13 protein-coding genes, 1 tRNA gene, 3 rRNA genes and 2 pseudogenes are annotated in these 24,213 nt (G+C 67.6%); 10 read left to right on the forward strand and 9 right to left on the reverse strand.

What is annotated here, in order from left to right; all coding sequences use genetic code 11:
* Positions 1-66: 66 nt before the first annotated feature.
* The 4 genes from JGS22_RS10150 to JGS22_RS10165 are packed head-to-tail and all read right to left on the reverse strand — an operon-like array spanning position 67 to position 1,577.
* Positions 67-363 carry a hypothetical protein gene (locus JGS22_RS10150; RefSeq protein ID WP_211040061.1) on the reverse strand — a complete coding sequence of 99 codons (297 nt, stop codon included), beginning with the start codon at positions 361-363 and terminating at the stop codon, positions 67-69.
* Positions 360-698 (reverse strand): hypothetical protein, encoded by a 339-nt coding sequence (locus JGS22_RS10155; RefSeq protein ID WP_211040060.1) that lies wholly within the window; start codon positions 696-698, stop codon positions 360-362. The genes JGS22_RS10150 and JGS22_RS10155 overlap by 4 nt, the downstream gene beginning before the upstream one ends.
* On the reverse strand, positions 692-1,123 hold the full coding sequence (locus JGS22_RS10160; RefSeq protein WP_211040059.1) for an ATP-binding protein: 432 nt from the start codon (positions 1,121-1,123) through the stop codon (positions 692-694). Before JGS22_RS10160 ends, JGS22_RS10155 begins: the two co-directional genes overlap by 7 nt.
* A gap of 46 nt (positions 1,124-1,169) precedes the next feature.
* Positions 1,170-1,577, reverse strand: a complete 408-nt coding sequence (locus tag JGS22_RS10165; protein WP_211040081.1) for an NUDIX hydrolase — start codon at positions 1,575-1,577, stop codon at positions 1,170-1,172.
* A 118-nt stretch (positions 1,578-1,695) separates the two neighbouring features.
* On the opposite strand from JGS22_RS10165, the gene JGS22_RS10170 reads away from it, so the two are divergent.
* Positions 1,696-2,484 (forward strand): GntR family transcriptional regulator, encoded by a 789-nt coding sequence (locus JGS22_RS10170; protein ID WP_211040058.1) that lies wholly within the window; start codon positions 1,696-1,698, stop codon positions 2,482-2,484.
* 205 nt (positions 2,485-2,689) lie between these two features.
* Positions 2,690-3,037 (forward strand): annotated as a pseudogene (locus JGS22_RS10175) (SCO3933 family regulatory protein); the annotation flags it as partial.
* Positions 3,038-3,328: 291 nt separating this feature from the next.
* Here JGS22_RS10175 and JGS22_RS10180 read toward each other — a convergent pair.
* Positions 3,329-3,402 (reverse strand) — tRNA-Gly (locus JGS22_RS10180).
* A 468-nt stretch (positions 3,403-3,870) separates the two neighbouring features.
* Between JGS22_RS10180 and JGS22_RS26210 the strand changes: the two genes are divergently transcribed.
* Positions 3,871-6,390 carry an asparagine synthase-related protein gene (locus tag JGS22_RS26210; RefSeq protein ID WP_236073100.1) on the forward strand — a complete coding sequence of 840 codons (2,520 nt, stop codon included), beginning with the start codon at positions 3,871-3,873 and terminating at the stop codon, positions 6,388-6,390.
* A 367-nt stretch (positions 6,391-6,757) separates the two neighbouring features.
* Here the strand turns inward: JGS22_RS26210 and JGS22_RS10195 are convergent, their stop codons facing one another.
* Both JGS22_RS10195 and JGS22_RS10200 read right to left on the reverse strand, forming a co-directional pair.
* Positions 6,758-8,797 (reverse strand): sigma-70 family RNA polymerase sigma factor, encoded by a 2,040-nt coding sequence (locus tag JGS22_RS10195; protein WP_211042187.1) that lies wholly within the window; start codon positions 8,795-8,797, stop codon positions 6,758-6,760.
* Positions 8,798-9,154: 357 nt separating this feature from the next.
* Positions 9,155-10,120: a TetR/AcrR family transcriptional regulator gene (locus tag JGS22_RS10200; RefSeq protein ID WP_236073101.1), complete on the reverse strand. Its 966-nt coding sequence runs from the start codon at positions 10,118-10,120 to the stop codon at positions 9,155-9,157.
* Positions 10,121-10,546: 426 nt separating this feature from the next.
* Here JGS22_RS10200 and JGS22_RS10205 point away from each other — a divergent pair, with 426 nt between their 5' ends.
* Both JGS22_RS10205 and JGS22_RS10210 read left to right on the forward strand, forming a co-directional pair.
* On the forward strand, positions 10,547-12,055 hold the full coding sequence (locus JGS22_RS10205) for an NAD(P)/FAD-dependent oxidoreductase (protein ID WP_372454301.1): 1,509 nt from the start codon (positions 10,547-10,549) through the stop codon (positions 12,053-12,055).
* Between the two features lie 180 nt (positions 12,056-12,235).
* Positions 12,236-13,948, forward strand: a complete 1,713-nt coding sequence (locus tag JGS22_RS10210) for an ATP-binding SpoIIE family protein phosphatase (RefSeq protein ID WP_211042189.1) — start codon at positions 12,236-12,238, stop codon at positions 13,946-13,948.
* Between the two features lie 126 nt (positions 13,949-14,074).
* Here the strand turns inward: JGS22_RS10210 and JGS22_RS10215 are convergent, their stop codons facing one another.
* Complete coding sequence (locus tag JGS22_RS10215) at positions 14,075-15,529, reverse strand: MFS transporter (RefSeq protein ID WP_372454223.1); 1,455 nt, start codon at positions 15,527-15,529, stop codon at positions 14,075-14,077.
* A gap of 205 nt (positions 15,530-15,734) precedes the next feature.
* Between JGS22_RS10215 and JGS22_RS10220 the strand changes: the two genes are divergently transcribed.
* The 5 genes from JGS22_RS10220 to JGS22_RS10240 all read left to right on the forward strand — a co-directional run bounded on the left by JGS22_RS10220 (position 15,735) and on the right by JGS22_RS10240 (position 22,509).
* Positions 15,735-16,316 carry a MarR family winged helix-turn-helix transcriptional regulator gene (locus JGS22_RS10220; protein ID WP_211042190.1) on the forward strand — a complete coding sequence of 194 codons (582 nt, stop codon included), beginning with the start codon at positions 15,735-15,737 and terminating at the stop codon, positions 16,314-16,316.
* A 532-nt stretch (positions 16,317-16,848) separates the two neighbouring features.
* Positions 16,849-18,377 (forward strand): 16S ribosomal RNA (locus JGS22_RS10225).
* A 323-nt stretch (positions 18,378-18,700) separates the two neighbouring features.
* Positions 18,701-21,829, forward strand: a 23S ribosomal RNA gene (locus JGS22_RS10230).
* Between the two features lie 129 nt (positions 21,830-21,958).
* A 5S ribosomal RNA gene (gene rrf / locus JGS22_RS10235) occupies positions 21,959-22,075 on the forward strand.
* Together the 16S, 23S and 5S rRNA genes form the textbook arrangement of a ribosomal RNA operon.
* Positions 22,076-22,281: 206 nt before the next feature.
* The gene (locus tag JGS22_RS10240) at positions 22,282-22,509 is read left to right on the forward strand and encodes a hypothetical protein (protein WP_216814926.1); all 228 of its coding nucleotides are present in this window, start codon (positions 22,282-22,284) and stop codon (positions 22,507-22,509) included.
* A gap of 460 nt (positions 22,510-22,969) precedes the next feature.
* Here the strand turns inward: JGS22_RS10240 and JGS22_RS26215 are convergent.
* Positions 22,970-24,142: pseudogene (locus JGS22_RS26215) on the reverse strand (glycoside hydrolase family 18 protein); the annotation flags it as partial.
* Positions 24,143-24,213 lie beyond the last annotated feature (71 nt).

The raw sequence follows: 24,213 nt of genomic DNA on the forward strand, positions 1-24,213 counted from the left end.
CCCGGCAGGGGGCCGGGCCGCGCGCGGGGAGCGGAGCGAGCCGCCTTGAAGACGTAGAGAAAGTTGTTACTCGCTGCGGTTGCGGGTGATGCGGTGGCGGTGGCGTTCGATCTCGTAGGCGATGGTTTCGGCTGCCTGGATGCTGAGTTGGAGTTGGTTGAGTACGTCCTGGCGGGCCTGGGCGATGAGTTCGCGGTGTGCGGGTGCCATGGGGTCGGGGGTGCCCTTGGGTGTCCAGTTGTCTCCGTAGCTGTGGTGGCGGACGACGTCTTGGCAGGCGCGTACGACGTGGTTCATGGCGGTGGTGATCTCGTAGCGATAGTGGGTCTCGTACTCGTCTGCCGGGCTTGGTGGTTGGTTCATAGGCGGTGTCCTTGGAGTTGGACCTGGCGGGCGGTGAGTACGTAGCGGGTGGTGTCGTCGTAGATGGTGAAGCGGTACGCCGCGCCTTGGGTGAGGAGGTGTAAGGCGTGTTCGTGCTCCTGGTGGTCTTCGAGCCAGTGGAGGGCGGGGCGGGACTCTGCCGGGTCGAGTTGGTCTGCGATGTGTGCTGCTCGGGTTTGGAGCCAACGCAGCGCCAGACGTGGTGTGTTGGTGGGTTCGTTGCCCAAGGGGATTGGGTGATGGCTGGGTCGTACGAACGCGGTGGCGTTGGACCAGTAGGTGAGTTTCGTGGCGAGGTGTGGGCGGGTCAGCATGTTGGGGCCTGGTGGTGGGTTGGCAACGCGCCTGTGTGGGTGGGGAGTTCGGCGGTGACCGTGTGGCCGTGGGGGTTGCGGGTGACTGAGAGGTGTCGGGCGAGGGTGGCGACGATGTCCAGGCCTCGGCCGTGGGTCTCGTGGTCGTTGGCGTGGGTGATGTGCGGGCTGGTGGTGCTGCTGCCGTTGTCGGTGACGCTGAGGGTGATGGCGTCGGCTGTCCGGTGAATGCTGAGGCGGAAGTGGGGGCTGGCGGTGTGGGTGACGGTGTTCGCGGCCAGCTCGGTGACGATCAAGGCGGCGTCGTCGGCGCAGGGGCAGTTGGTGAGGACGTCGCGGGTCCAGCGGCGGGCGCGGGCCACTTCTTCGGGGAGACCTGGGCAGAACAGTTCCCAGGCTAGCGCCCTACACGTATACTCATCCATACAAGTTTCTTTGTGCTGGTAGGCCGCTATGGACAGTGAGGTCGTGCTAGACGAGTTTCACGCCGTCGTGTGCGCGGACGGGTGGGGGTGAGGTGGCGTCGAGTGCGTCCAGGACGCGAATTGCGTAGGCCTCGTTGGCGAGTTGGGTGACCTCTTCGCGGGTGGCCCAGTGCAGGGCCTTGGTCTCGTCGCCGGTTGTGGGTTGGCCGTCGATGGCGCGGCAGCGGAAGACGAGCGAGACGATCAAGCCCGTCATGTTCTTGTAGACGCCGGTCAGTGTGGCCGGAAGTGCGATCTTGAGTCCGGTCTCTTCCAGGACTTCGCGTTGAAGCGCGTCCGGCAGGGTTTCGCCGGCTTCGACGACTCCGCCTGGTGGCTCCCAGCGGCCGTTGTCGCGCCGCTTGATCAGCAGGGCACGATCGCGTTCGTCCACGATGACGCCTGCGACGCTCACGGAATGGGGGCGCTCGGCGGTTTTCACGTCTGGGCTTCCTGGTGCGCTCGGCTGACTAGGCTCGCTCCACGGTAGCAACAGAACTTAGGCTCTCGTCTAGATATCTAAAGGAGTACTCATGACCGCTCTGTCATCCGGCGTGCTGGGCTCGCTGGACCCGACCAGCGATCGGGCCGTGTTTCGGCAGATCGCCGACCAACTGCGCGAAGCCATCGGCCGGGGAAAGTTCGCGGAAGGTGCCAAGCTTCCCTCGGAGTCGGATCTGGTCGAGCACTACGGCGTCTCCCGGATGACCGTCCGGAACTCCATCTCGCTGCTTCAGGGCGAGGGGCTGGTCTCGTCCGAGCATGGCAAGGGCGTCTTTGTGCGGCCTCGGCCTCCGGTGAGGCGGCTGGCATCGGACCGCTTCGCGCGGCGTCATCGGGATCAGGGCAAGTCGGCGTTCACGGTGGAGGCGGAAGCCGCGGGGAGTCGTCCTGAGGTGGACAACCTGGTCGTCAAGGAGGAGCGGCCGACGGCGGACATCTCCGCTCGGCTGGGGGCTCCGCGCAAGGTGTTGGCGCGTCGCCGGCGGTATCTGCTGGACGGTCGGCCGGTGGAGTTCGCCGTGTCGTACCTGCCGTTGGACCTGGCGCGTGACACCCCGATCGCTCAGCCCAACCCCGGCTCTGGCGGGATCTACGCGCGGCTGGAAGAACTCGGGCACCACCTCGACCACTTCGACGAGGAGATCCGGGCGCGGATGCCGTCGCCCCAAGAGGTCAAGACGCTTCGCCTGTCTGCCGGCGTGCCCGTCATCCAGCTGATCCGTACGGCCTTTGATACCAAGGGGCGGGCCGTTGAGGTCTGCGACACGGTGATGGCGGCAGATGCGTACGTCCTGAACTACCACCTGCCGGCGACCTAAAAGCGCCTGGTCGCACGGGTGTTGACGCTCCATCGGGTGCTCGTTCCCTCGAACTCGTACACACGAAGATGCTTACTCGTATAGACGAGTAGCTGGGTGCTGTGGCATGGTGGGTCGTGTAGCCAGTCGAGCCGGCTTGGCTTGCTGCATCTTGTATAGATGACTAGATGCGAAGAGTCGGACTGATCCGAAGGAGACAACACCCGTGCGCACCATCCGAGTTGAGGCATCCACCGCGACGATCTTGCTGACCGAAGCCCCTGAACCGAAGGTTCGTGACCGGCAGACCGGTGAGGTCGCCAAGGACGCCACCACCGGGGAAGCCCTGATGAAGGTCGGCGTCGTCTACATCGACGAGGGACAGTCCTCGCTGATCCACGTCGCCGTTCCGGAGAGCGGGGTGAGTGAAGGGCTGACGCTCGGTGCTCCCGTGTCGCTCCCTGGGCTGATCGCCCGCCCGTGGGAGTCGGTGTTCAACGGGCGGCAGCGTCACGGCATCGCCTTCCGAGCCGCCGCCCTGACTGCCGGAGCAGTACCCGCCAGCGTCGGGGCGGACTTCCGTTTCTACGATCTCCGCCACGCCGGACACACTCTGGCGACTCAGGTCGGCGCGACGTTGAAGGACACGATGGTCCGTGCGGGACAGTCCTCCGAGCGGGCGTCGCTGATCTACCAGCACTCCGACCGCAAGCGGCAGCACGAGATCGCGGCAGCCCTCGACGCCCGAGTCGCGGAGGAGCGGGAGAAGGGTGCGGCACGGCCTTCTGGTGCGGATCTGGTGCGTGACGTCTGAAGTGGTCTAGACAACAAACAACCCCCGGGTCGGTGACCTGGGGGTTTGTGGTGGAGCGGGCGACGAGAATCGAACTCGCGCTCTGAGCTTGGGAAGCTCATGTTCTACCATTAAACTACGCCCGCGTGAGTCGCACCCGCGGCGGTGCTGCTCCATCCCACCAACCACCGCATCGACGCCTCCACCCGTGCCGGTCCGGCCGCACTGCTGCCTTGCTGTCATCTGGCTGCTGCAGGCTGCAAGTTGACTGTCGTTGTGTGGCCCATGCTGCCACGAGAGTGACGGCTTGGCTTCGGCAAGGTGCCCCGTTTGACGGCGTGTTGAACCCGTCACGCCGAACAACACGCGCTCCGGCGCACCACCCCGCACCACCGAGGACGTCCGGACGTCCTCGGTGGTGCGGGGTGGTGCGCCGGAGCGCGTGTTGTTCGGCGTGACGGGTTCAACACGCCGTCAAACGGGGCACCTTGCCGAAGCCAAGCCGTCACTCTCGTGGCAGCATGGGCCACACAACGACAGTCAACTTGCAGCCTGCAGCAGCCAGATGACAGCAAGGCAGCAGTGCGGCCGGACCGGCACGGGTGGAGGCGTCGATGCGGTGGTTGGTGGGATGGAGCAGCACCGCCGCGGGTGCGACTCACGCACAGACTCTGCAACCGGTGGGGGCACAGCAACTCTGGGGCGACCCCGACCCGTTGTGGGCCGTCGGCGACTGGCGCGCGGACGAGGTGCGCATCGTCGAGGCCGACGCCGACACCCGGCTCGCGATCTTCGGCTACTGCGGAGCCAGTGACGACCAGTTGCGCGTGGGCCTGTTCGCGGCGAGAGGCGGGGCGGTACGGCATCTGACGACGTACCCGGGTTCGTACACCGCCGTCGTCCGCATCGGCCGCCGTATCGCCGTCGCCACCGATCTCGCCGGTGCACGCCCGGTGTTCCACACGCCCTGGGCCGGCGGTACCGCCTACGCGACCGCCGCGCTGCCGCTCGCCGATCTGGTCGAGGCGCAGCTGGACGTCAGTCATCTCGCCGCGCTGCTCGCCGTTCCCGACGCGCCTGAGGCGCTGGGCGACTCCACTCCGTACGCCGAGGTGCGACGCGTACCGCCGGGGCACTCGCTGATTCTGCGCGACGGGGGTTCGCGGCAGATCAGCAGTTACGAGCCGACTGCGCCCACCGTCGTCGCCGCACCGCCGATTCCGGCGGAGGAGGCGGTCGAGGGCGTGCGCGAAGCGCTGGTCGACGCGGTACGTGCCCGGCTGGCGGTGGCCCGCCATGTGCCGGACACCTTCGGCGCCGACTACGACGGCGACCGCGCGGACGGGCACGGTGCGCACGCAATTCCCGCGCAGAGCAGGCCCGTTGACGTCCGGAACACCCGCGGCGGGCAGCAGCGCACCACGAACGGGTACGCGCCCGAGGGCTATGCGTCCGACGGCCACACAACGCCGGGCGCCGCGTACAACGACGGTACCGACGGCGCGTACGGCAACGGAGACCGCGGCGCGTACGGCCCCTCCAACGGCAGCGCGTACGGCACCGACGGCGGCAGCGCCTACGGTCCCGCTGGCGGGAGTGCCTACGGCACCGACGACGGCAACGCGTCCGGAAACGGCACCGGCAGCGGCAGTGCGTACGGCACCGGCAGTGCGTACGGCATCGGCAGCGCGTATGGCAACGCCGGCGCGTACGGCACCGACGGCGGCCGGGACCCCGGCGGCCGGGACCCCGGGCCCATCCCCGGCATGGGCCCCGCCGACCGGCGTGCCGGCCGCGGCCCTGCGCCCGGCGTCGGCGCGGACCTCTCCGGCGGTCCCGCGTCGGCAACGCTCGCGCTGCTCGCCGCCGGGCTGCCCGGGGTTCCCGGCACGATCCTGGGCACGCCCGGAACGGTCGCGGGTGAGCGGCTGCTCGCGGTCACCTTCAACGATCTGACCCAGAGCGGGGACAGTGAGCGCGAGGCCGAGCTGGAACGCGCGCACGCGGTGGCCGAGAGCCCGCGGCTGCACCACGTGGTGGTCGCGGCGGCCGAGGAGGGGCTGCCCTACGTCGACCTCGACAAGGTTCCGTTGACGGACGAGCCGGGGCCCGCGCTGGTCCAGGCCGGACGGCACCGGCTGCGGCTGGCGAGCGGGAGCGCCGACCAGTTCACCGGCTACGGCGCGCGGCAGGTGCTGGACGCCCACCCGGCGCGCCTCGCCGATCTGCTGATGGACCGCAAACGGCGTCATCTGCTGCGCCCCGCAACGGCGTTGGCGGTGGCGGACGGTGCTTCGGGCGCCTCGCTGACGGTGCCGTTCACGGTCTACCGTGCGGCTCGCCGGCTCGCCCGAACCACTCAGCGCGACGGGGTCACCGACGTCGCACAGGCGTTGCGGGAGTCCGACTTCGGCGCCAACGTCACCGACAGCGCACTGTCCGCCTCGCTCGCCGCGCTCAGCTGGTGCCGTCCCGGCCCCGCCGCCCGCTGGTTGACCGGGGAGGCGCTCGCGGAGGTGTCGGTTCGGCTGGAGACCGCCGCCATGCGCGCCGAGAGCGGTATCGGCAGCCGTCCGGGTGTGCTGCGCGCACAGGCCGCGCTGGCCCGCCGGGCCGCGGACTACCGGGTGCTCGAACAGGCCGCCGAGGTCCGCAGCCAGCGTCTGCACGCGCCCTTCCTGGACAACCAGGTGGTACGCGCCGCCCGTGAACTTCCCGAGGCGATGCGGGTACGACCCGGCGCACGCGCCTCCGTGCTGCGCGAGGTGCTCGTCGGCGCGGGGGTCCACGAGCTGCCGCCCGGTTGGGGCACCACTACGTACGCGGTGCACGCCGCTGCCGGGCGGGCGGGGCTCCGTGCGGCGATCGGACCGCTGATGGACCTGTTCCGGGCCCCGCTGCTGGCCGACGCGGGCATCATCGAGGCCCACGTCGTGCGCAAGGCGCTCCGGGCCGCTGCCGACGGCGAACCGCTGCCGCTGGAGGGCCTCGACCAACTGGTCGCGGTGGAGCTGTGGTTGACGCGTCTGATGCAGCGCCGCGGCAGCTGCTGGACGGGTGCGGACGCACCGCGGCGCCGCGCCGTGGTCGGCGTACCGGGCGTACCGAGCACCCCACACCGTCCGGCGCTGTAGCACCCCGTACGCGGGGTGTGCGGCGTGTGCGGCGTACGCGGGGTGTGCGGCGTGTGCGGGGTGTGCGGCGTACGGGCCGAACTGCGCGCAGTCGGGGTGCCCCGCCTGCGCCGGCGCGCTGTCCGCCTGCGCTGCACGGGGCGTTCGCGTCGTACGTGCCGGCAGACCGCGCTGCTCGTACGTCCTGTCTCTCCTGCTGCCCTGTGCCGCCGGTACGTCCTGTGCCGGCCGCCTGCGCTGGCTGTGTGCGCTGCACCGCGTGCGTCGCCCGGGCACGTCCGTACTCGCGTCCACCGTGCCGAGTCCGCCCGTGCCTGCGCCTGCCGGTCTGCGGCAGTCCTCGCCCTCTCCGCCCGGGTGCGGGGGGTCAGGAGCAGCGGATGACGGAGTTGGCCCAGGTGCTCAACACCGCTGCTCCGAGCGCCGAGTCGGGCGTCACTTCGAGCCTGAGCGTCTGCACTCCGTCCAGCGGGACGGCGACCCGTACGGGTGCGTCGCCGCGACGCACGGTGCCGGACTGCCACAGCCGCCTGCCGTCCCCGTGGACCGCGAACCGCACCGAGCGGTCCAGCAGCGTCAGATCGTCCACCCCGGCCAGCGCCTCGTAGGAACTGCACTCCCGGTTGAGGGCGATGTTGACCGAGGACGGACCGCCGACGGTGATGCCGTGGTCCAGGTCCCGGCCGCCGACCCGGGGGGTCGCGCGCTGCCACACCCAGGTGCTCTCGGTGAGCTTGATCGTCGGCTCGTCGCTGGAACCGAGCAGGTCCCAGGAGAGGTTGCGCACTTCGTACGGCTCCGGTTCGGGCTCCGGCTCCTGGGTGGGCGTGGGCGTGGGCGTCGGCGTCGGCGTGGGTGTCGGTGTCGGTGTCGGAGTGGGGGCCGGGGCCGACGGCGTGGGTGTGGGCGCCGGCGGGTCCGCAGGCTTCTCCGGCTCCGGCTCCGGCTCCGGCTCCGGGCGGGGCTCCTCGGGCTGCGGCTGCGGCTCCTGGCTGGGCTCCGGCTCGGGTTCGGGCTGCGGCGCCTGCTCGGAGGGCTGTGCCTGGGGCGGTCGGGGCTCCTCCTCCTTGGGGTTGCCCGACAGCGCCAGCACCAGCGCCGCCGCGGCTGCCGCGGCGACCACCGCGCTGGCTGCGACACCCGCCTTCGCCGGTGCGCCCAGGCCCTCCGACGCTGCTCCCCCCGCGCCGGCCTTGCCGCCCGCCGCGGCAGCAGTGCCCGCCGCGCCCGCCGCGGCGCCACCGCCGACGACGCCGGCGAGCTTGGCCGACCAACCGGCGGCGAACCAGCCGATGACCGCGATCGGCAGCAGTGCGCTCAGACGGTCGTTGACGTCCTTGACCTCGACCGCGGCCAGCCGGCACTTTGCGCACTCCTCCAGGTGCCGACGCAGCCCGCGCTCGGCGCGCATCCGCAGCCCGCCGCGTGCGTACGCGCCCAACCGGTCCGCGTACCGCGAGCATTCCCCGCCCTCGGTCAGCGACTGGCTGACGTGCGCCTGGAGGTACGCCTGCTTCAGGCCCTCGCGCGCCCGGTGGGCGAGCACGGCCGTGGCGTTCGGCGTGAGGCCCAGCATGGGCGCGACGTCGCGGGGTGAGGTGTCCTCCACGGTGGTGTGCCACAGCACGGCCTGCCACCGCTCCGGCAGCGTACGGAACGCCTGCACGACCATCGACTGCTCGGCCTCGTGCATCGCCCGTACGTCCGCGCCGAGTTCCTGGGTGTCCTCGCCGCCGGCCTGCGAACCGACCGCGGAGACTGCGAACACCGCGAAGTCGTCGACCAGGTGCTCGCGCCGGGCGCTCTTGCTCCATGCCGCCGCGGCGTGCCGCACCGAGGTCAGCAGATATGCCCGTACCGCCGTCTCCGGTCCCTTGCCGCCCTGAAGGGCCTGGAAGGTACGGGTGAACACCTCGTTGGTCAGGTCGTCCGCGGTGTCGGAGTCGCGGCAGCAGGAACGCGCGTACCGCCGCACGGCGTCCGCATGGCGGCGGTACAGCTCGTCGTACGCTCCCGAATCGCCGTTGCGGATACGGGAGATGAGCTCGGTGTCGCCGACCGCGTCGCCGTCCGCCGCCTCGGGCCCGTCGCCCTCCGGGTCGCTGCCCCGGACGACGTCTTCGCCGCGGCTGCGCTGCTGCGGAACGGAGCGGCCGGGCGCGGAGCCGTCCGGCGCCGACGCCGCTCCTCCCTCGCCGGCGCCCTCGCCGCTGCAGTCCCCGGCGCCGTCGACGCTCTCACCGGCACCGGCACCGGCACCGGCACCGGAACGGCGTGGATCGGCTGCCTGAGGGCTCGTCGAAGCCGCCTGCCCGGGGACCCTGGGCGCGGTGGACGAGCCGCCCGCGTCGTGGGCGTCAGGCTGTCCGTCCGGGCTGTCCGGCCCGTCCTGTCCAGAAGCGGCCACCACCGACACCCCGCGTTCCTGTCACGGCCAAGTACCGGGAAAGAGTGCCACATTGGCCTGTTCCGAGTGGGCCGCTTCGTGAGTAAGCACTCGACCGAGGCTCCGACGGGCCGCCGTCCACGCCCCGAGCACGGCGGCCCGGAACACGTCCGGCGGCCCCGAGTACATCCACCCGGAGCACCGCGGCCCCAGGCACGGAGGCAGCCGGCACCGAGGCATCCAACGCCGCGGCCCCGAGTTCGCCTCCGACTCTCCGGTCCGCGCGCAGGGAGGCCCCACCCGCACCCGCCACGCCGGCCGTTGTCGCCCACCGAACCGTCGGCCGACGGGTGACATCCCCGCCGGCCGACGGGGACGTCACCCGGTGCGCAGACCCGCGAGCAGAATCTCCAGCAGCCTGTCGGAGGCCGCGGACCGCTGCTGAAGGTCGGGCAGGGACGGCGCCGCGGTGGCTATCACCAGCAGTACGTCGCTCACCGACACTCCGTCCCGGAGCGCGCCGGCGGCTCTCGCCCGGTCGACCAACTCGCCGACCACGGCGAGCAGTTCGCGGGCGAACGGATCGAAGTCCTCCTCGCCGGAGAACGCGGTTGCCTCTGCCGCGGCCTCTTCCGAGCGCTGCCCGGGAACGCGCACCTCCGCGCCGGACGCACTCTCTGCCGATGCCGATGCCGATGCCGATGCCGAGATGTCGCTGCCGTTCTGCGAGGCATCCCCCGGGGCGGCCCCTCCCTGCTCGGAGGACGCGACCTCCGAGGAGGACAACGGCGCGCGCTCTGCCACGCCACCCTCCTCGGTCTCCTCTGCCGCCAGGACATGCGGCGGCAGCAGCCTGCCGGCGCCCGACGCCACCGAACTCCGCAGGAACCCGGCCAACGCGGGCCAGCCCTCGCCCTCGTGCGCCAGCGCCGATCTCGCCTGCTCGGCGAGGCGCGCGGTCTCCTCCTGCGCTATTCGCCTGACCAGCACGTCCTTGCTCGGGAATCGGCGGTACACCGTGCCGACGCCCACCCGGGCCCGACGGGCGACATCCTCCATCGGCGCCCCGTAGCCGACCTCGCCGAACACCTCGCGGGCGGCCCGCAGTACGTGCTCCAGGTTCCGTTGGGCGTCGACTCGCAGCGCGGGCTGCCGCGGTTTACCCTGCGGCTGCGCCGCCGCGGGTACGGAGCCCGGAGCGGTCCGCACAGCGCCGTCCCAGGGCGGCGTACCGCTCCCCGGATCGATGGCGACGATCTCGGGCCCGTAGCCAACTGCGCCACGAAGACCGTTGATTGTGTCGGTATTTGTCTGGCCAAGGTCGGTGAGACCCTCAATACGCATTAATGCCCCCGTTGTTCAATGTCTCCCCCCGGAGACGCCCCGTTGTCCGGTCGGGCGGAAAACGGGCTTCCGCTTCCCTCCCGACCACCACTCGAACATAGTTGAGTGCTGGTCATCAGTGAAGAGGTGAGATGGATGACCGACTCACCCGCGATCTTCCGGCTACTCCGATCCGCCCCTGTTTAGCCCGTTGCGTTACCGGCTGAAACCCGTGCTGAACTGCACGTTCGGGACGCGGTTCACCTCTGTGGGGCAACCGGAGCTGCAGGTTCCAGCGATCACACAATTCGGCGCGACCTGTGGACAAACAACGGCCCGGCGGTGCGTCATGGACGAGTGACGGACGGACAGGTGTCGAAGACGACCCAGCCAGCAGCAGCCAAGCGCCCGACCCGCATCCTGGTGGTCGGCGGTGGCTACGTCGGTATGTACACGGCGCTGCGGCTGCAGAAGAAGCTCAAGGCGGAACTCAAGCGGGGCCGCGCCCACCAGAACGCGGACGACACCCGCGCGGACGCGGACACCGGCGCTCCCGCCGACGCGGCCTCCGCGAAGGCTGCCGAAGCCCCCGCCCCGGAAAGCCGCAGCGCCCCCGACGTCGCCGACACCGGCGTCGAGATCGTCGTCGTCAGCCCCGAGCCCTATATGACGTACCAGCCGTTCCTCCCCGAGGCCGGCGCCGGCTCGATCTCGCCGCGTCACGTCGTCGTCCCGCTGCGCCGGGTGCTCTCCGAATGCCGCATCGTCGTCGGTGAGGCCCGCTCCATCGACCACGCCGCGCGCCGCGCCCACATCCGTACGATCGCCGCCGACCAGACCTCCACCGGGTCCTCCGACAGCCGGACGGCCTCCGACAGCGGCAGCACGAACACCACCGACACCACCGGCGCCGACGGCGCCAACCTCGCCCTCGACTACGACGAGCTGGTCCTCGCACCCGGTTCGGTCTCCCGCACCCTCCCGGTGCCCGGCCTCGCCGACCACGGCATCGGTTTCAAGACGGTCGAGGAAGCGATCGGCCTGCGCAACCACGTGCTGGAACAGCTCGACATCGCCTCCTCCACCCGCAACCCGGAGATCCGCGACGCCGCCCTGACCTTCGTCTTCGTCGGCGGCGGCTACGCGGGCGTGGAGGCGCTCGGCGAGCTGGAGGACATGGCGCGCCACGCGTGCGGCTACTACCACAACCTCCGCCCGGAGGAGCAGAAGTGGATCCTGGTCGAGGCGACCGACCGCATCCTTCCCGAGGTCGGTGAGGAGATGGGCAAGTACGCCGTGCGGGAGCTGCGTGGCCGCCGTATCGATGTGCGTCTGGAGACCCGGCTGGACAGCTGCGAGGACCGGGTCGCGGTCCTCAGCGACGGTTCGCGGCACCCGTGCCGCACGCTCGTGTGGACCGCGGGTGTCAAGCCGAGCCCGGTGCTGGCCGCCACTGATCTGCCCCGCAACGAGCGCGGGCGGCTGCGCTGCCGCGCCACTCTTCAGATCGAGGGAACGCCGAACGCCTGGGCCGCCGGCGACGCCGCAGCCGTACCCGATCTGACGAACGACGAGCCAGGCCAGGAGTGCGCGCCCAACGCTCAACACGCCGTACGCCAGGCCCGGCTGCTCGGTGACAACCTCGTCGCCTCGCTCCGGGGCAAGCCGCTGGTCGACTACGAGCACGCCTACGCCGGCTCGGTGGCCTCGCTCGGCCTGCACAAGGGCGTGGCCCGCGTGTACGGTCGCAAGCTCAAGGGTTACCCTGCCTGGTTGATGCACCGCGTCTACCACCTCAGCCGCGTGCCGACGGTGAACCGCAAGATGCGGGTTCTCTCCGAGTGGGTCCTCTCCGGATTCTTCAAACGGGAGATCGTCTCTCTCGGGTCGCTCGAGCATCCCCGCGCGGAGTTCGAGATCGCCGCCGGAGGAGGTCCTCGCACCGAGGAACGCTGACGAGGGTCAGGTCGTCGACCGCGCCGGGCGTGTGACCATGGGTGCGTCGGTCGACGCGAAGCGTGACGACTCGACGGGCGCCCGCCACCACGCTCCCCGGCACCCGGTGTGCTGCCCGCCACCAGCACACCGTCCCAGCAGTCCCGGTACCACCCACAGCAGAATCGGATCTGAAACGCAGTGAATTTCACGCGCTGGAGCGCCCGCCTGCCCGGCTCCCAGCGTCGTACCGCAGCAGTGCGGGCGGCGCGACGGTCGGCGGAGCAAGCCCTTTCCGCGGCCCCGGCGACCAGTCAAGACCCCTCCACCGCGGCGCCGTCGGCCGGCGAGGTCCCGGCGGCCCGCGGCGAGGTTGGCCGAGCCGTTCCGGGCAGCGGTGTGTCCGCGTCGCCGCGCAGCGTGGACGAGCTCACGGTCGGCGAGCTGCTCGGCCAGGTGCCGGCGCCCGTCGTCATCGTGCGCGGCCGGGACCACCGCGTCTCCTACGTCAACGAGGCCTACGCCCATGCCTTCGGGCCCCGCGACCCCGGAGCGCCGGCGGCCGAGGCCCTTCCCGAGCTCGTCGAACTCGGCCTCGTCCCGCTGATGGACCAGGTCCGGCGCAGCAGAAAGCCCCGTACGGTCAAGGCCCGCCGCATCGACGACGGCGACCGTCCGCGCTACTTCACCTTTACGTGTACGCCCATCGAGCTGGAGGCGAGCGACCGAGGGGTGCTGGTCTTCGCCGCAGACGTCACCGACCAGGTCGAGTCCGCCGAACGGCTGCGGGCCAGTGAGGCCCGCCAGCGAGCCGCCGCGGTGACCCTCCAACGCAGCCTGCTGCCACAGAAGTTGGAGCACCCCGACGATCTGCGCGTCGCCGCCACCTACCAGCCGGGCGGCACCGAGGCGGCCGTCGGCGGGGACTGGTACGACGTCATCACGCTCGGAGCCGGCCGTACCGCGCTGGTCATCGGCGACGTGATGGGCCGCGGCGTGCGCGCTGCGGCCGTCATGGGCCAACTACGCACCGCGGTGCGCGCGTACGCCCGGCTCGACCTGCCGCCGCACGAGATCCTGCAACTGCTCGACGGTCTGGCGGCCGAGATCGACGCCAGCCAGATCGCCACCTGCGTCTACGCCGTGCACGACCCCAGCGAGGCCAGCCTGACCTACGCCTCGGCCGGCCATCTGCCCATCCTGGTGCGGGAGTCGGACGGCACCGTGCACCGTGCCGAGGAGCCGACCGGTCCGCCGCTGGGCACCGGCGGCTGGCTCCACACCTCCGGCTCGATCCCGTTCGGGGAGGGCGCCGGCGCGGTGTTCTACACCGACGGTCTGGTCGAGCGCCGCGACTCGGACATCGACGAGGGCGTCGCGCGGCTGGAACACGCCTTCTCCGGCGCCACCGGCACACCGGAGGTCGTCTGCGACCGTCTCCAGCGTGCGCTCGGAATCACCGCCGAGCACGACGACGACCTCGCGATCCTCGTCATCCACCAGCCCGACCACGCCGGTCAGGACGCCGACCTCTTCCGCAACGCGGCGCTCGACCTCCTCGGCGGCATCGAGGCCGCCCCGCGCGCCCGGGCGTTCGCCTCCGGAGTCCTCGCCTCCTGGCGCTTCCCGCGCGAACTGCACGACCTCGGCGTGCTCGCCGCCAGCGAGCTGGTCGCCAACTCCCTCCAGCACGGCACCCCGCCGATGCGGCTGCGGCTGCGGCGAACCGACCGCCGGCTGATCGTCGAGGTCACCGACGGGGACGACCACCTCCCGCGCCGCCGCCGCGCCGACACCGCCGACGAGGCCGGTCGGGGCATCTCGATCATCGCCACCATCGGCTCGTCCTGGGGCAGCCGCCGCACACCGGGCGGCGGCAAGGCCGTCTGGTGCGAGTTCGCCCTGCCGGACTGACCCCCGCGGGACTGACCCCCGCGGGACTGACCCCCGCGGGACTGACCCCCGCGGGACTGCCGGACTGACCCCTGCCGGACTGAGCCCCACCGGCCGGCGACCGGGCCGGCGCTCTCCGGCCTCCGGCTACCGGACCGTCGCCGCGAGCCGCCCGCGAACCTCCGCGTCCGCGGGCGGCTGTGAGTCCGTCGGCGCCCCCGCACCCACGGGCGCGCCGACGTCCGTACGGGAAACGATGTCCGCCGTCGTCCCGGACCGCTCCGGCGGGAGGCTGCGGGCGACCACCCGGCTGCCCGGGCAGTCGTGCTCCGGGGCCAGCCGTCGACCGAGCACCAGCGCCAGCACGCTCACCGCCACCGAGCAACCGATCAGCAGCAGCACGTACGCCGCGTACACCTGGGACGCGATCATCAGTCCGCCCACCGCCGGGCCGACCGACACTCCCAGCTGCTTGACCAGTGCGAACGCCGAGTTGTACTGGCCGACCCGGCCGGCCGGCGCCAGATCGGCGACCAGCGGTGCCACCGTCGGCGACAGCATCGCCTCACCGACCCCGAACAGCGCGTACGTCCCGATCAGCAGACCGGTCGCCACCGCTTGGGCGTGCGGTACGAGGCCGGAGACACCCGCCGCGATCCACGCGACGGTCCAGACCGCGCCGACCAGCGCGATGACCCGGCTGCGCCGCCGTCCCTCGACCAACCGCAGCACCACGAACTGGGTGAGCACGATCATCGCGGTGTTGGCGAAGAGGGCCAGGCCCAGCGTCGACGTCGAGATACCGGCGACCTCCACCCCGTACGCCGCGAGCCCGGACTCGAACTGCCCGTAACAGGTGAAGAAGAGGACGAAGCCGAGGACACAGAGCAGCGCCATCGGGCGATCCCGGAGCAGCGCGCCCCACTCGCTCCCCGGCCGGTTCCGCAAGCCGATGGCCTTCGCACCGACCGTCCCGTCCGTCCCCGAGGCATCCATCCCCGAGACGACCGTCCCCGCGTCGGGCGGCCGGGGCGGGCTCGGCAGTCGCACCGTCGCCAGCACCACGGCCAGTCCGACGAACATCGCTGCCTCGACGCAGAAGAGCAGGGTGAAGCTCGACGCGTGCGCCTCGTCGACCAGTTGACCGCCGAGCAGCCCGCCGAGCCCCATGCCCAGGTTGTTCAGGAAGAACTGGGTCGCGAACGCCCGTGAGCGCGAGGTCGCCGTCGAGCAGCGGACGATCATCGTCGCCAGCGCGGGCTGCACGACGGCGATACCCCCGCCCATCACCGCAGCCGCGGCCAACACCGTCGGCGCGCTCGCCGCGAGACCGAAACCCAACGCGCCGAACGACGCTGCAGCCGTGCCGATCAGGGCCACGGGCCCAGGCCCGCGCCGGTCGATCACCCGCCCCACGAAGGGCAGCACCAACAGCGCGGCAGCGGCGAACGCGGCAAGCACCGCGCCGGCGGTGCCGGGCCCCAGCCCCCGCACGTTCGCCACATAGACAAAGAGGTACGGCACCGTGAAGCCGCTTCCGAACGCGCTCAGGGCGTTGCCCAGCTGGATGCGGCGCAGCATGCCGCCCGTATCGGTCCTCACCGCTCACCTTCCCAAGTCCCGGTCGTCATCCCTCCGTTGACGCGACGCACCGCGCACGGAGGCGGCCCTGACGCGTGGAGCCGGTTCGTCAGGGCGAGGTACGAGCGTGAAACTGAGGAGTGAAGACTTCACTACTAAAGTTCGAAGCTAAAGAATACATAGAGCAAGCCTTCAGTGCTAACGCCCCGCGTGCGATACTCGCCGCATGGCTGACCCCAGGTCGTCACTCGACGAGCAGATCGCGATCTACCAGCGCGAGCACCGCGACCTCGACCCCCAGGTCGAACGAGTCGTGAACGCCCTCAGCAGGCTCGACCGCCGGATGAGCGTCGCCTACGGAAGACAGCTCGCGGCCCTGGGACTCAGCAGCGCCGAGTGGGAGGTCCTCAAGGAACTCGTCATGGTCGGCAGCCCGTATCAGCTGTGGCCCGGCACCATCGCCCGCCGCCTCGGCCTCACCCCGGCCGCCATGACCCACCGCGTCGACCGCATGGTCGCGGCCGGCCTGGTCACCCGGGAGCGCGACACCGAGAACCGGGTACGCGTCATCGTCGGCCTCACCGACGAGGGGCGGGAGAAGTGGTTGGAGGTCATGCGCGAGGCATCGGCCTTCGAGGAGGAGCTGCTCCAGGACTTCACGGTCAAGGAGCGCACTCAGCTCGGCGACATGCTGATCCGCTTGCTGGACCGGGTCTCCGTGCAGCTCGACCGATCCATCCCGAGCAGCCAACTCCGTTCTAAACATGGTCAGTTGGCCGAAGTTGACACGCCCCACCCCCATCCGTAGTGTTCTCCGAGTTGCCACGGACCTGCGCGGTTTTGTGTGCAGCGCTTCTGCCACCTCTCCGGTGGCGTCACCTCTTGCAGTAGCTCCTCTTTCGAGGCTCTGTTCGGTATGCCTGTCAGGTGTGTCCGAATTCGGTTTCGGTCGGCTCGATTTTGAGTCGGCGGGGAAATCTACTAACGTGGTGATCACGCCGGAGACGGCGCCCCGCCGACAGGGGAATCGGATTTCGAATCCAGACCGGAAACGGGACGGAAAAGAGTCTGATAGAGTCGGAAACACGAAGGGAAGCCCGGAGGAAAGCCCGAGAAATTGGGGTGAGTACAAAGGAAGCGTCCGTTCCTTGAGAACTCAACAGTGTGCCAAAAGTCAACGCCAGATATGTTGATACCCCGTCCCCGCATCATGTGGGAGACGTGGTTCTTTTGAGAGATACACAGCGAGGACGCTGTGAACCGGTCGAGTATTTCCGCTCGTACCGGTTCCGCTCTTGTTGACTGTGCAACCGGATAGTTTGTTCTGTCTGGTGAAAGCATTCATGGAGAGTTTGATCCTGGCTCAGGACGAACGCTGGCGGCGTGCTTAACACATGCAAGTCGAACGATGAAGCCGCTTCGGTGGTGGATTAGTGGCGAACGGGTGAGTAACACGTGGGCAATCTGCCCTGCACTCTGGGACAAGCCCTGGAAACGGGGTCTAATACCGGATATGACACACGGAGGCATCTCCTGTGTGTGGAAAGCTCCGGCGGTGCAGGATGGGCCCGCGGCCTATCAGCTAGTTGGTGGGGTAATGGCCTACCAAGGCGACGACGGGTAGCCGGCCTGAGAGGGCGACCGGCCACACTGGGACTGAGACACGGCCCAGACTCCTACGGGAGGCAGCAGTGGGGAATATTGCACAATGGGCGAAAGCCTGATGCAGCGACGCCGCGTGAGGGATGACGGCCTTCGGGTTGTAAACCTCTTTCAGCAGGGAAGAAGCGCAAGTGACGGTACCTGCAGAAGAAGCACCGGCTAACTACGTGCCAGCAGCCGCGGTAATACGTAGGGTGCGAGCGTTGTCCGGAATTATTGGGCGTAAAGAGCTCGTAGGCGGCTTGTCACGTCGGATGTGAAAGCCCGGGGCTTAACCCCGGGTCTGCATTCGATACGGGCAGGCTAGAGTTCGGTAGGGGAGATCGGAATTCCTGGTGTAGCGGTGAAATGCGCAGATATCAGGAGGAACACCGGTGGCGAAGGCGGATCTCTGGGCCGATACTGACGCTGAGGAGCGAAAGCGTGGGGAGCGAACAGGATTAGATACCCTGGTAGTCCACGCCGTAAACGTTGGGAACTAGGTGTGGGCGACATTCCACGTCGTCCGTGCCGCAGCTAACGCATTAAGTTCCCCGCCTGGGGAGTACGGCCGCAAGGCTAAAACTCAAAGGAATTGACGGGGGCCCGCACAAGCGGCGGAGCATGTGGCTTAATTCGACGCAACGCGAAGAACCTTACCAAGGCTTGACATACACCGGAAACGTCTGGAGACAGGCGCCCCCTTGTGGTCGGTGTACAGGTGGTGCATGGCTGTCGTCAGCTCGTGTCGTGAGATGTTGGGTTAAGTCCCGCAACGAGCGCAACCCTTATTCTGTGTTGCCAGCAACCTCTTCGGAGGGTTGGGGACTCACAGGAGACTGCCGGGGTCAACTCGGAGGAAGGTGGGGACGACGTCAAGTCATCATGCCCCTTATGTCTTGGGCTGCACACGTGCTACAATGGCCGGTACAATGAGCTGCGATACCGCGAGGTGGAGCGAATCTCAAAAAGCCGGTCTCAGTTCGGATTGGGGTCTGCAACTCGACCCCATGAAGTCGGAGTCGCTAGTAATCGCAGATCAGCATTGCTGCGGTGAATACGTTCCCGGGCCTTGTACACACCGCCCGTCACGTCACGAAAGTCGGTAACACCCGAAGCCGGTGGCCCAACCCCTTGTGGGAGGGAATCGTCGAAGGTGGGACTGGCGATTGGGACGAAGTCGTAACAAGGTAGCCGTACCGGAAGGTGCGGCTGGATCACCTCCTTTCTAAGGAGCATTCCTTACTGTCCTGATTTTTTTGGGGCGGTCAGGTGGCCATTTCGCAGGCGAATGTTCTGCGGTGGTTGCTCGAGGGTGGAACGTTGACTATTCAGTCTGGCCTGTGTGGCTGGGTTTCTAGTACTGCCTCTTTTTGGGGTGTGGAACGGGGTCTGGTGATGTGGGTTGGGTTGGGCACGCTGTTGGGTGTCTGAGGGCACGGCCGTTTGGTTGTGTTTTCGGTTGCCGGTCCCGGTGTACTCACGCTGTTGTGTGGGGTGGCGGGTGGCTGGTTGTTGTTTGAGAACTGCACAGTGGACGCGAGCATCTGTGGCCAAGTTTTTAAGGGCGCACGGTGGATGCCTTGGTACCAGGAACCGATGAAGGACGTGGGAGGCCACGATAGGCCCCGGGGAGCTGTCAACCGAGCTTTGATCCGGGGGTGTCCGAATGGGGAAACCCGGCAGTCGTCATGGGCTGTCACCCATACCTGAACGCATAGGGTATGTGGAGGGAACGCGGGGAAGTGAAACATCTCAGTACCCGCAGGAAGAGAAAACAACCGTGATTCCGGGAGTAGTGGCGAGCGAAACCGGATGAGGCTAAACCGTATGTGTGTGATACCCGGCAGGGGTTGCGCATGCGGGGTCGTGGGAGTTCTTTTGATTGGTCTGCCGGCCGGTCGGTGAGTAAAAAATTGTGGGTGTAGGCGAAAGGCATGCGAAAGGCCTGGCGTAGAGGGTAAGACCCCCGTAGCTGAAACATCTGCAACTCATTTGAGAATTTCCCAAGTAGCATGGGGCCCGAGAAATCCTGTGTGAATCTGGCGGGACCACCCGTTAAGCCTAAATATTCCCTGGTGACCGATAGTGGATAGTACCGTGAGGGAATGGTGAAAAGTACCGCGGGAGCGGAGTGAAATAGTACCTGAAACCGTGTGCCTACAAGCCGTGGGAGCGTCGCGCATCAAACTTGTTTTGGTGTGTCGTGACTGCGTGCCTTTTGAAGAATGAGCCTGCGAGTTTGCGGTGTGTTGCGAGGTTAACCTGTTGTGGGGGAGCCGTAGCGAAAGCGAGTCCGAATAGGGCGTTCGAGTAGCATGCTCAAGACCCGAAGCGGAGTGATCTAGCCATGGGCAGGGTGAAGCGGCTGTAAGAGGTCGTGGAGGCCCGAACCCACCAGGGTTGAAAACCTGGGGGATGACCTGTGGTTAGGGGTGAAAGGCCAATCAAACTCCGTGATAGCTGGTTCTCCCCGAAATGCATTTAGGTGCAGCGTCGTGTGTTTCTTGCCGGAGGTAGAGCACTGGATAGGCGATGGGCCCTACCGGGTTACTGACCTTAGCCAAACTCCGAATGCCGGTAAGTGAGAGCGCGGCAGTGAGACTGTGGGGGATAAGCTCCATGGTCGAGAGGGAAACAGCCCAGAGCATCGACTAAGGCCCCTAAGCGTGTGCTAAGTGGGAAAGGATGTGGAGTCGCAGAGACAACCAGGAGGTTGGCTTAGAAGCAGCCATCCTTGAAAGAGTGCGTAATAGCTCACTGGTCAAGTGATTCCGCGCCGATAATGTAGCGGGGCTCAAGTACACCGCCGAAGTCGTGTCACTCCAACATGAGACCTAACGGTTGTTGGGGTGGGTAGGGGAGCGTCGTGTGCCGGGTGAAGCAGCCGCGTAAGCGAGTTGTGGATGGTACGCGAGTGAGAATGCAGGCATGAGTAGCGATACAAGAGTGGGAAACTCTTGCGCCGATTGACTAAGGGTTCCTGGGTCAAGCTGATCTGCCCAGGGTAAGTCGGGACCTAAGGCGAGGCCGACAGGCGTAGTCGATGGACAACCGGTTGATATTCCGGTACCCGTGATACAGCGCCCAACACTGAATCTTCTGATGCTAAGGCCGTGAAGCCGCCCCTGTTCTCCTTTGGAGTGTGGGGGAGTGGTGGAGCCGCTGATCCAAGGTGGTAGTAGGTGAGTGATGGGGTGACGCAGGAAGGTAGTCCAGCCCGGGCGGTGGTTGTCCCGGGGTAAGGGTGTAGGGCGGCATGCAGGTAAATCCGTGTGCTGTGTGCCTGAGACCTGATGCCGAGCCTTTTTGGTGAAGTGGATGATCCTATGCTGTCGAGAAAAGCCTCTAGCGATGTTGTGTTGCGGCCCGTACCCTAAACCGACTCAGGTAGTCAGGTAGAGAATACCGAGGCGTTCGGGTGAACTATGGTTAAGGAACTCGGCAAAATGCCCCCGTAACTTCGGGAGAAGGGGGGCCATTTCTGGTGATAGGGACTTGCTTCCTTGAGCTGGGGGTGGCCGCAGAGACCAGCGAGAAGCGACTGTTTACTAAAAACACAGGTCCGTGCGAAGCCGTAAGGCGATGTATACGGACTGACGCCTGCCCGGTGCTGGAACGTTAAGGGGACCGGTTAGCTGTGATTCGTCATGGCGAAGCTGAGAACTTAAGCGCCAGTAAACGGCGGTGGTAACTATAACCATCCTAAGGTAGCGAAATTCCTTGTCGGGTAAGTTCCGACCTGCACGAATGGCGTAACGACTTCTTGACTGTCTCAACCATAGGCCCGGTGAAATTGCATTACGAGTAAAGATGCTCGTTTCGCGCAGCAGGACGGAAAGACCCCGGGACCTTTACTATAGCTTGATATTGGTGTTCGGTTCGGCTTGTGTAGGATAGGTGGGAGACTTTGAAGCGCACACGCCAGTGTGTGTGGAGTCGTTGTTGAAATACCACTCTGGTCGTGCTGGATGTCTAACCTGGGTCCGTGATCCGGATCAGGGACAGTGTCTGGTGGGTAGTTTAACTGGGGCGGTTGCCTCCTAAAGAGTAACGGAGGCGCCCAAAGGTTCCCTCAGCCTGGTTGGTAATCAGGTGGTGAGTGTAAGTGCACAAGGGAGCTTGACTGTGAGACTGACGGGTCGAGCAGGGACGAAAGTCGGGACTAGTGATCCGGCGGTGGCTTGTGGAAGCGCCGTCGCTCAACGGATAAAAGGTACCCCGGGGATAACAGGCTGATCTTCCCCAAGAGTCCATATCGACGGGATGGTTTGGCACCTCGATGTCGGCTCGTCGCATCCTGGGGCTGGAGTCGGTCCCAAGGGTTGGGCTGTTCGCCCATTAAAGCGGCACGCGAGCTGGGTTTAGAACGTCGTGAGACAGTTCGGTCCCTATCCGCTGCGCGCGTTGGAGTTTTGAGAAGGGCTGTCCCTAGTACGAGAGGACCGGGACGGACGGACCTCTGGTGTGCCAGTTGTTCTGCCAAGGGCATGGCTGGTTGGCTACGTTCGGGAGGGATAACCGCTGAAAGCATCTAAGCGGGAAGCCTGCTTCGAGATGAGGACTCCCACCCACTTGATGGGGTAAGGCTCCCAGTAGACGACTGGGTTGATAGGCCGGATATGGAAGACCCGTGAGGGTTGGAGTTGACCGGTACTAATAGGCCGAGGGCTTGACCATAGATTTGCTCGCGTCCACTGTGTAGTTTCTGAGACAGCAACCTGTTCCGGTTGGTTGCTTTCAGAACAACTGAAGAGTGTGCTTGGTCACACCTTGTCAGGTTTCCGCCTTGAATGGCGGTGATGGGGTTTCGGTGGTCATAGCGATGGGGAAACGCCCGGTTACATTTCGAACCCGGAAGCTAAGCCTGTCCGCGCCGATGGTACTGCATGCGGGAGCGTGTGGGAGAGTAGGTCGCCGCCGAACAATCATTGAGCGAGTCCCCCCGGGTTTTCCCGGGGGGACTCGCTTTTTTTTGTGTCTTGATTTCGGCGCGTCTATGCCCGTGCGCGTCCGACTGAGGCTTCCCCCACCTCTGTTGTGATGCCGGCCGGATGGAGCTTTCTGCGGTGCTCGGCGAAGCTCGTGGTCACAGGTGCGGGCAGAGCGAGCCCGTGGGATCGGGGAGGCCGATGAAGTCGGGGAAGAAGTCCGCGGCACTGTATGCGGGGATGTGGGCTGCTGCGCTTGCCGGAGTGCTGTCGGTGTCGGCGCTCGACCGAGCGCCGGCGTCCGAGGTCCGTGACGGGCTGCGGGACGGCCCGGAGCAGATGGTGTCGGAAGGTTTCCCCGGCGCGGTGGTGTACGCGCGGGACAGTACGAGGGAGGAACGGGCCGCTTCGGGGCCCGCCGACGTGTAGCGGTGGCTGCCCGGTACGGTCGCGGGCCGCGGCTGTACAGAGGCGGATGTCGGCCTCAGCCAAGTGCTGCGCGGCGCCTCGGGAGTTCACACTCCGACGACGGAGACGACGGAGACGGAACTCTTCGCGCCGCATCTCCGGGACTGGCCTCGCGACCGTGTGCTTCCGCGTCGGGAGGCGACCAGGCGTGCGGTCGAGCACGGTCCGGAGATCGCACCGGGCGAGCGCTGCGGTTGCCCCACACCGGCCACCTGCCGGCAGGGCTGGTGATCAGGGCGGTGACGGGCAGGAGCGCGCCGCAGGCGCCGTACGGGGCGGTGGGCGCGTACGCGCCCACCGCCCCGTACGGCGCCTGCGGCGCGCTCCTGCCCGTCACCGCCGCCATCACCGCGGACGCCTCGGACGGGATGCCGTCGTAGCCGTTGAGCGGCGAGTGCGGGGCGGTCGGGCCCTCGGGGGCGAAGGCGCCGCCGAGGCCCTTCTCCTTGGCGTAGCCCATCTTGTCGGTGATGGTCTCCGGGGTGTCGTAGCCCCACCAGTTGTTGCCGCAGTGCGCGTATGCCGTGCCGGCTACGGTGCCGGTGCTCGGGCAGGTCTCCTTGAGGACGCGGTAGTCCTCGATGCCGTCCTCGTAGGTGCCGGGTGCGGCGCCGGTGGCGCTGCCGCCGGGCTCGGACTGGGTCACACCGGTCCAGCCGCGGCCGTAGAAGCCGATGCCGAGCAGCAGCTTCTCGGAGGGGACGCCGATCTCGGTGAGCTTGGTGATGGCGGCGTCGGAGTTGAAGCCCTCGGACGGGATGCCGTCGTAGCCGTTGAGCGGCGAGTGCGGGGCGGTCGGGCCCTCGGGGGCGAAGGCGCCGAAGAAGTCGTACGTCATCACGTTGTACCAGTCGGTGTACTCGGCCGCGCCGGCGTAGTCCGCCGCGTCGATCTTGCCACCGTCCGAGGCGTCCGCGGTGATGGCGGCGGTGACGAGCTTGTCGTCGCCGAACTCGCCGCGGAAGGCCTGCATCATGTCCTTCATCGCCGCGTGCCCGCTTTCGTCGCAGGTCTCACCGCAGGCGTTGGGGTACTCCCAGTCGAGGTCGATGCCGTCGAAGACGCCTTCCCAACGCTCGTCGTTGACGAGGTCGTTGCAGGACTTGGCGAAGCCGGCCGGGTCCTTCATCGCCTCACCGAAGCCGCCGGACCAGGTCCAGCCGCCGAAGGACCACAGCACCTTGATGTGGGGGTACTCGGCCTTGAGCTTCTTGAGCTGGTTGAAGTTGCCGCGCAGGGGCTGGTCCCAGGCGTCCGCCACTCCGTCGACGCTTTCCTCGGCGGTGTAGGCGCGCTCGGTCGCGGCGAAGTTGTCACCCATGGTGCACTTGCCGCCCTCGACGTTGCCGAAGCCGTAGTTGATGTGGGTGAGCTTCTCCGCGGAGCCGCTGGAGACCAGGTTCTTGACGTGGTAGTTGCGGTCGTAGACGCCCCACTCGATGAAGTAACCGAGGTTGATGTGGTCGCCGGGGGCGGCAACTGCCTTGTCGTCGGCCGCCTTCGGCGGTTCGGCGTCGGGCGCGGCCTGGCCGGAGGGGGCCAGGCCCACCACGAGGGCGAGTGGGACGACGACCGCCGCGGTGACGGCGGCGATCCGCCGTCCGAGCCGTCCGGTCCTGGGGTGACGTCGTACAGTGCCTGCTCTCAAGGGGTGCTCCTCGAGCT

The sequence above is a fragment of the Streptomyces tardus genome, from assembly GCF_018101125.2.
Lineage (GTDB): Bacteria > Actinomycetota > Actinomycetes > Streptomycetales > Streptomycetaceae > Streptomyces > Streptomyces tardus.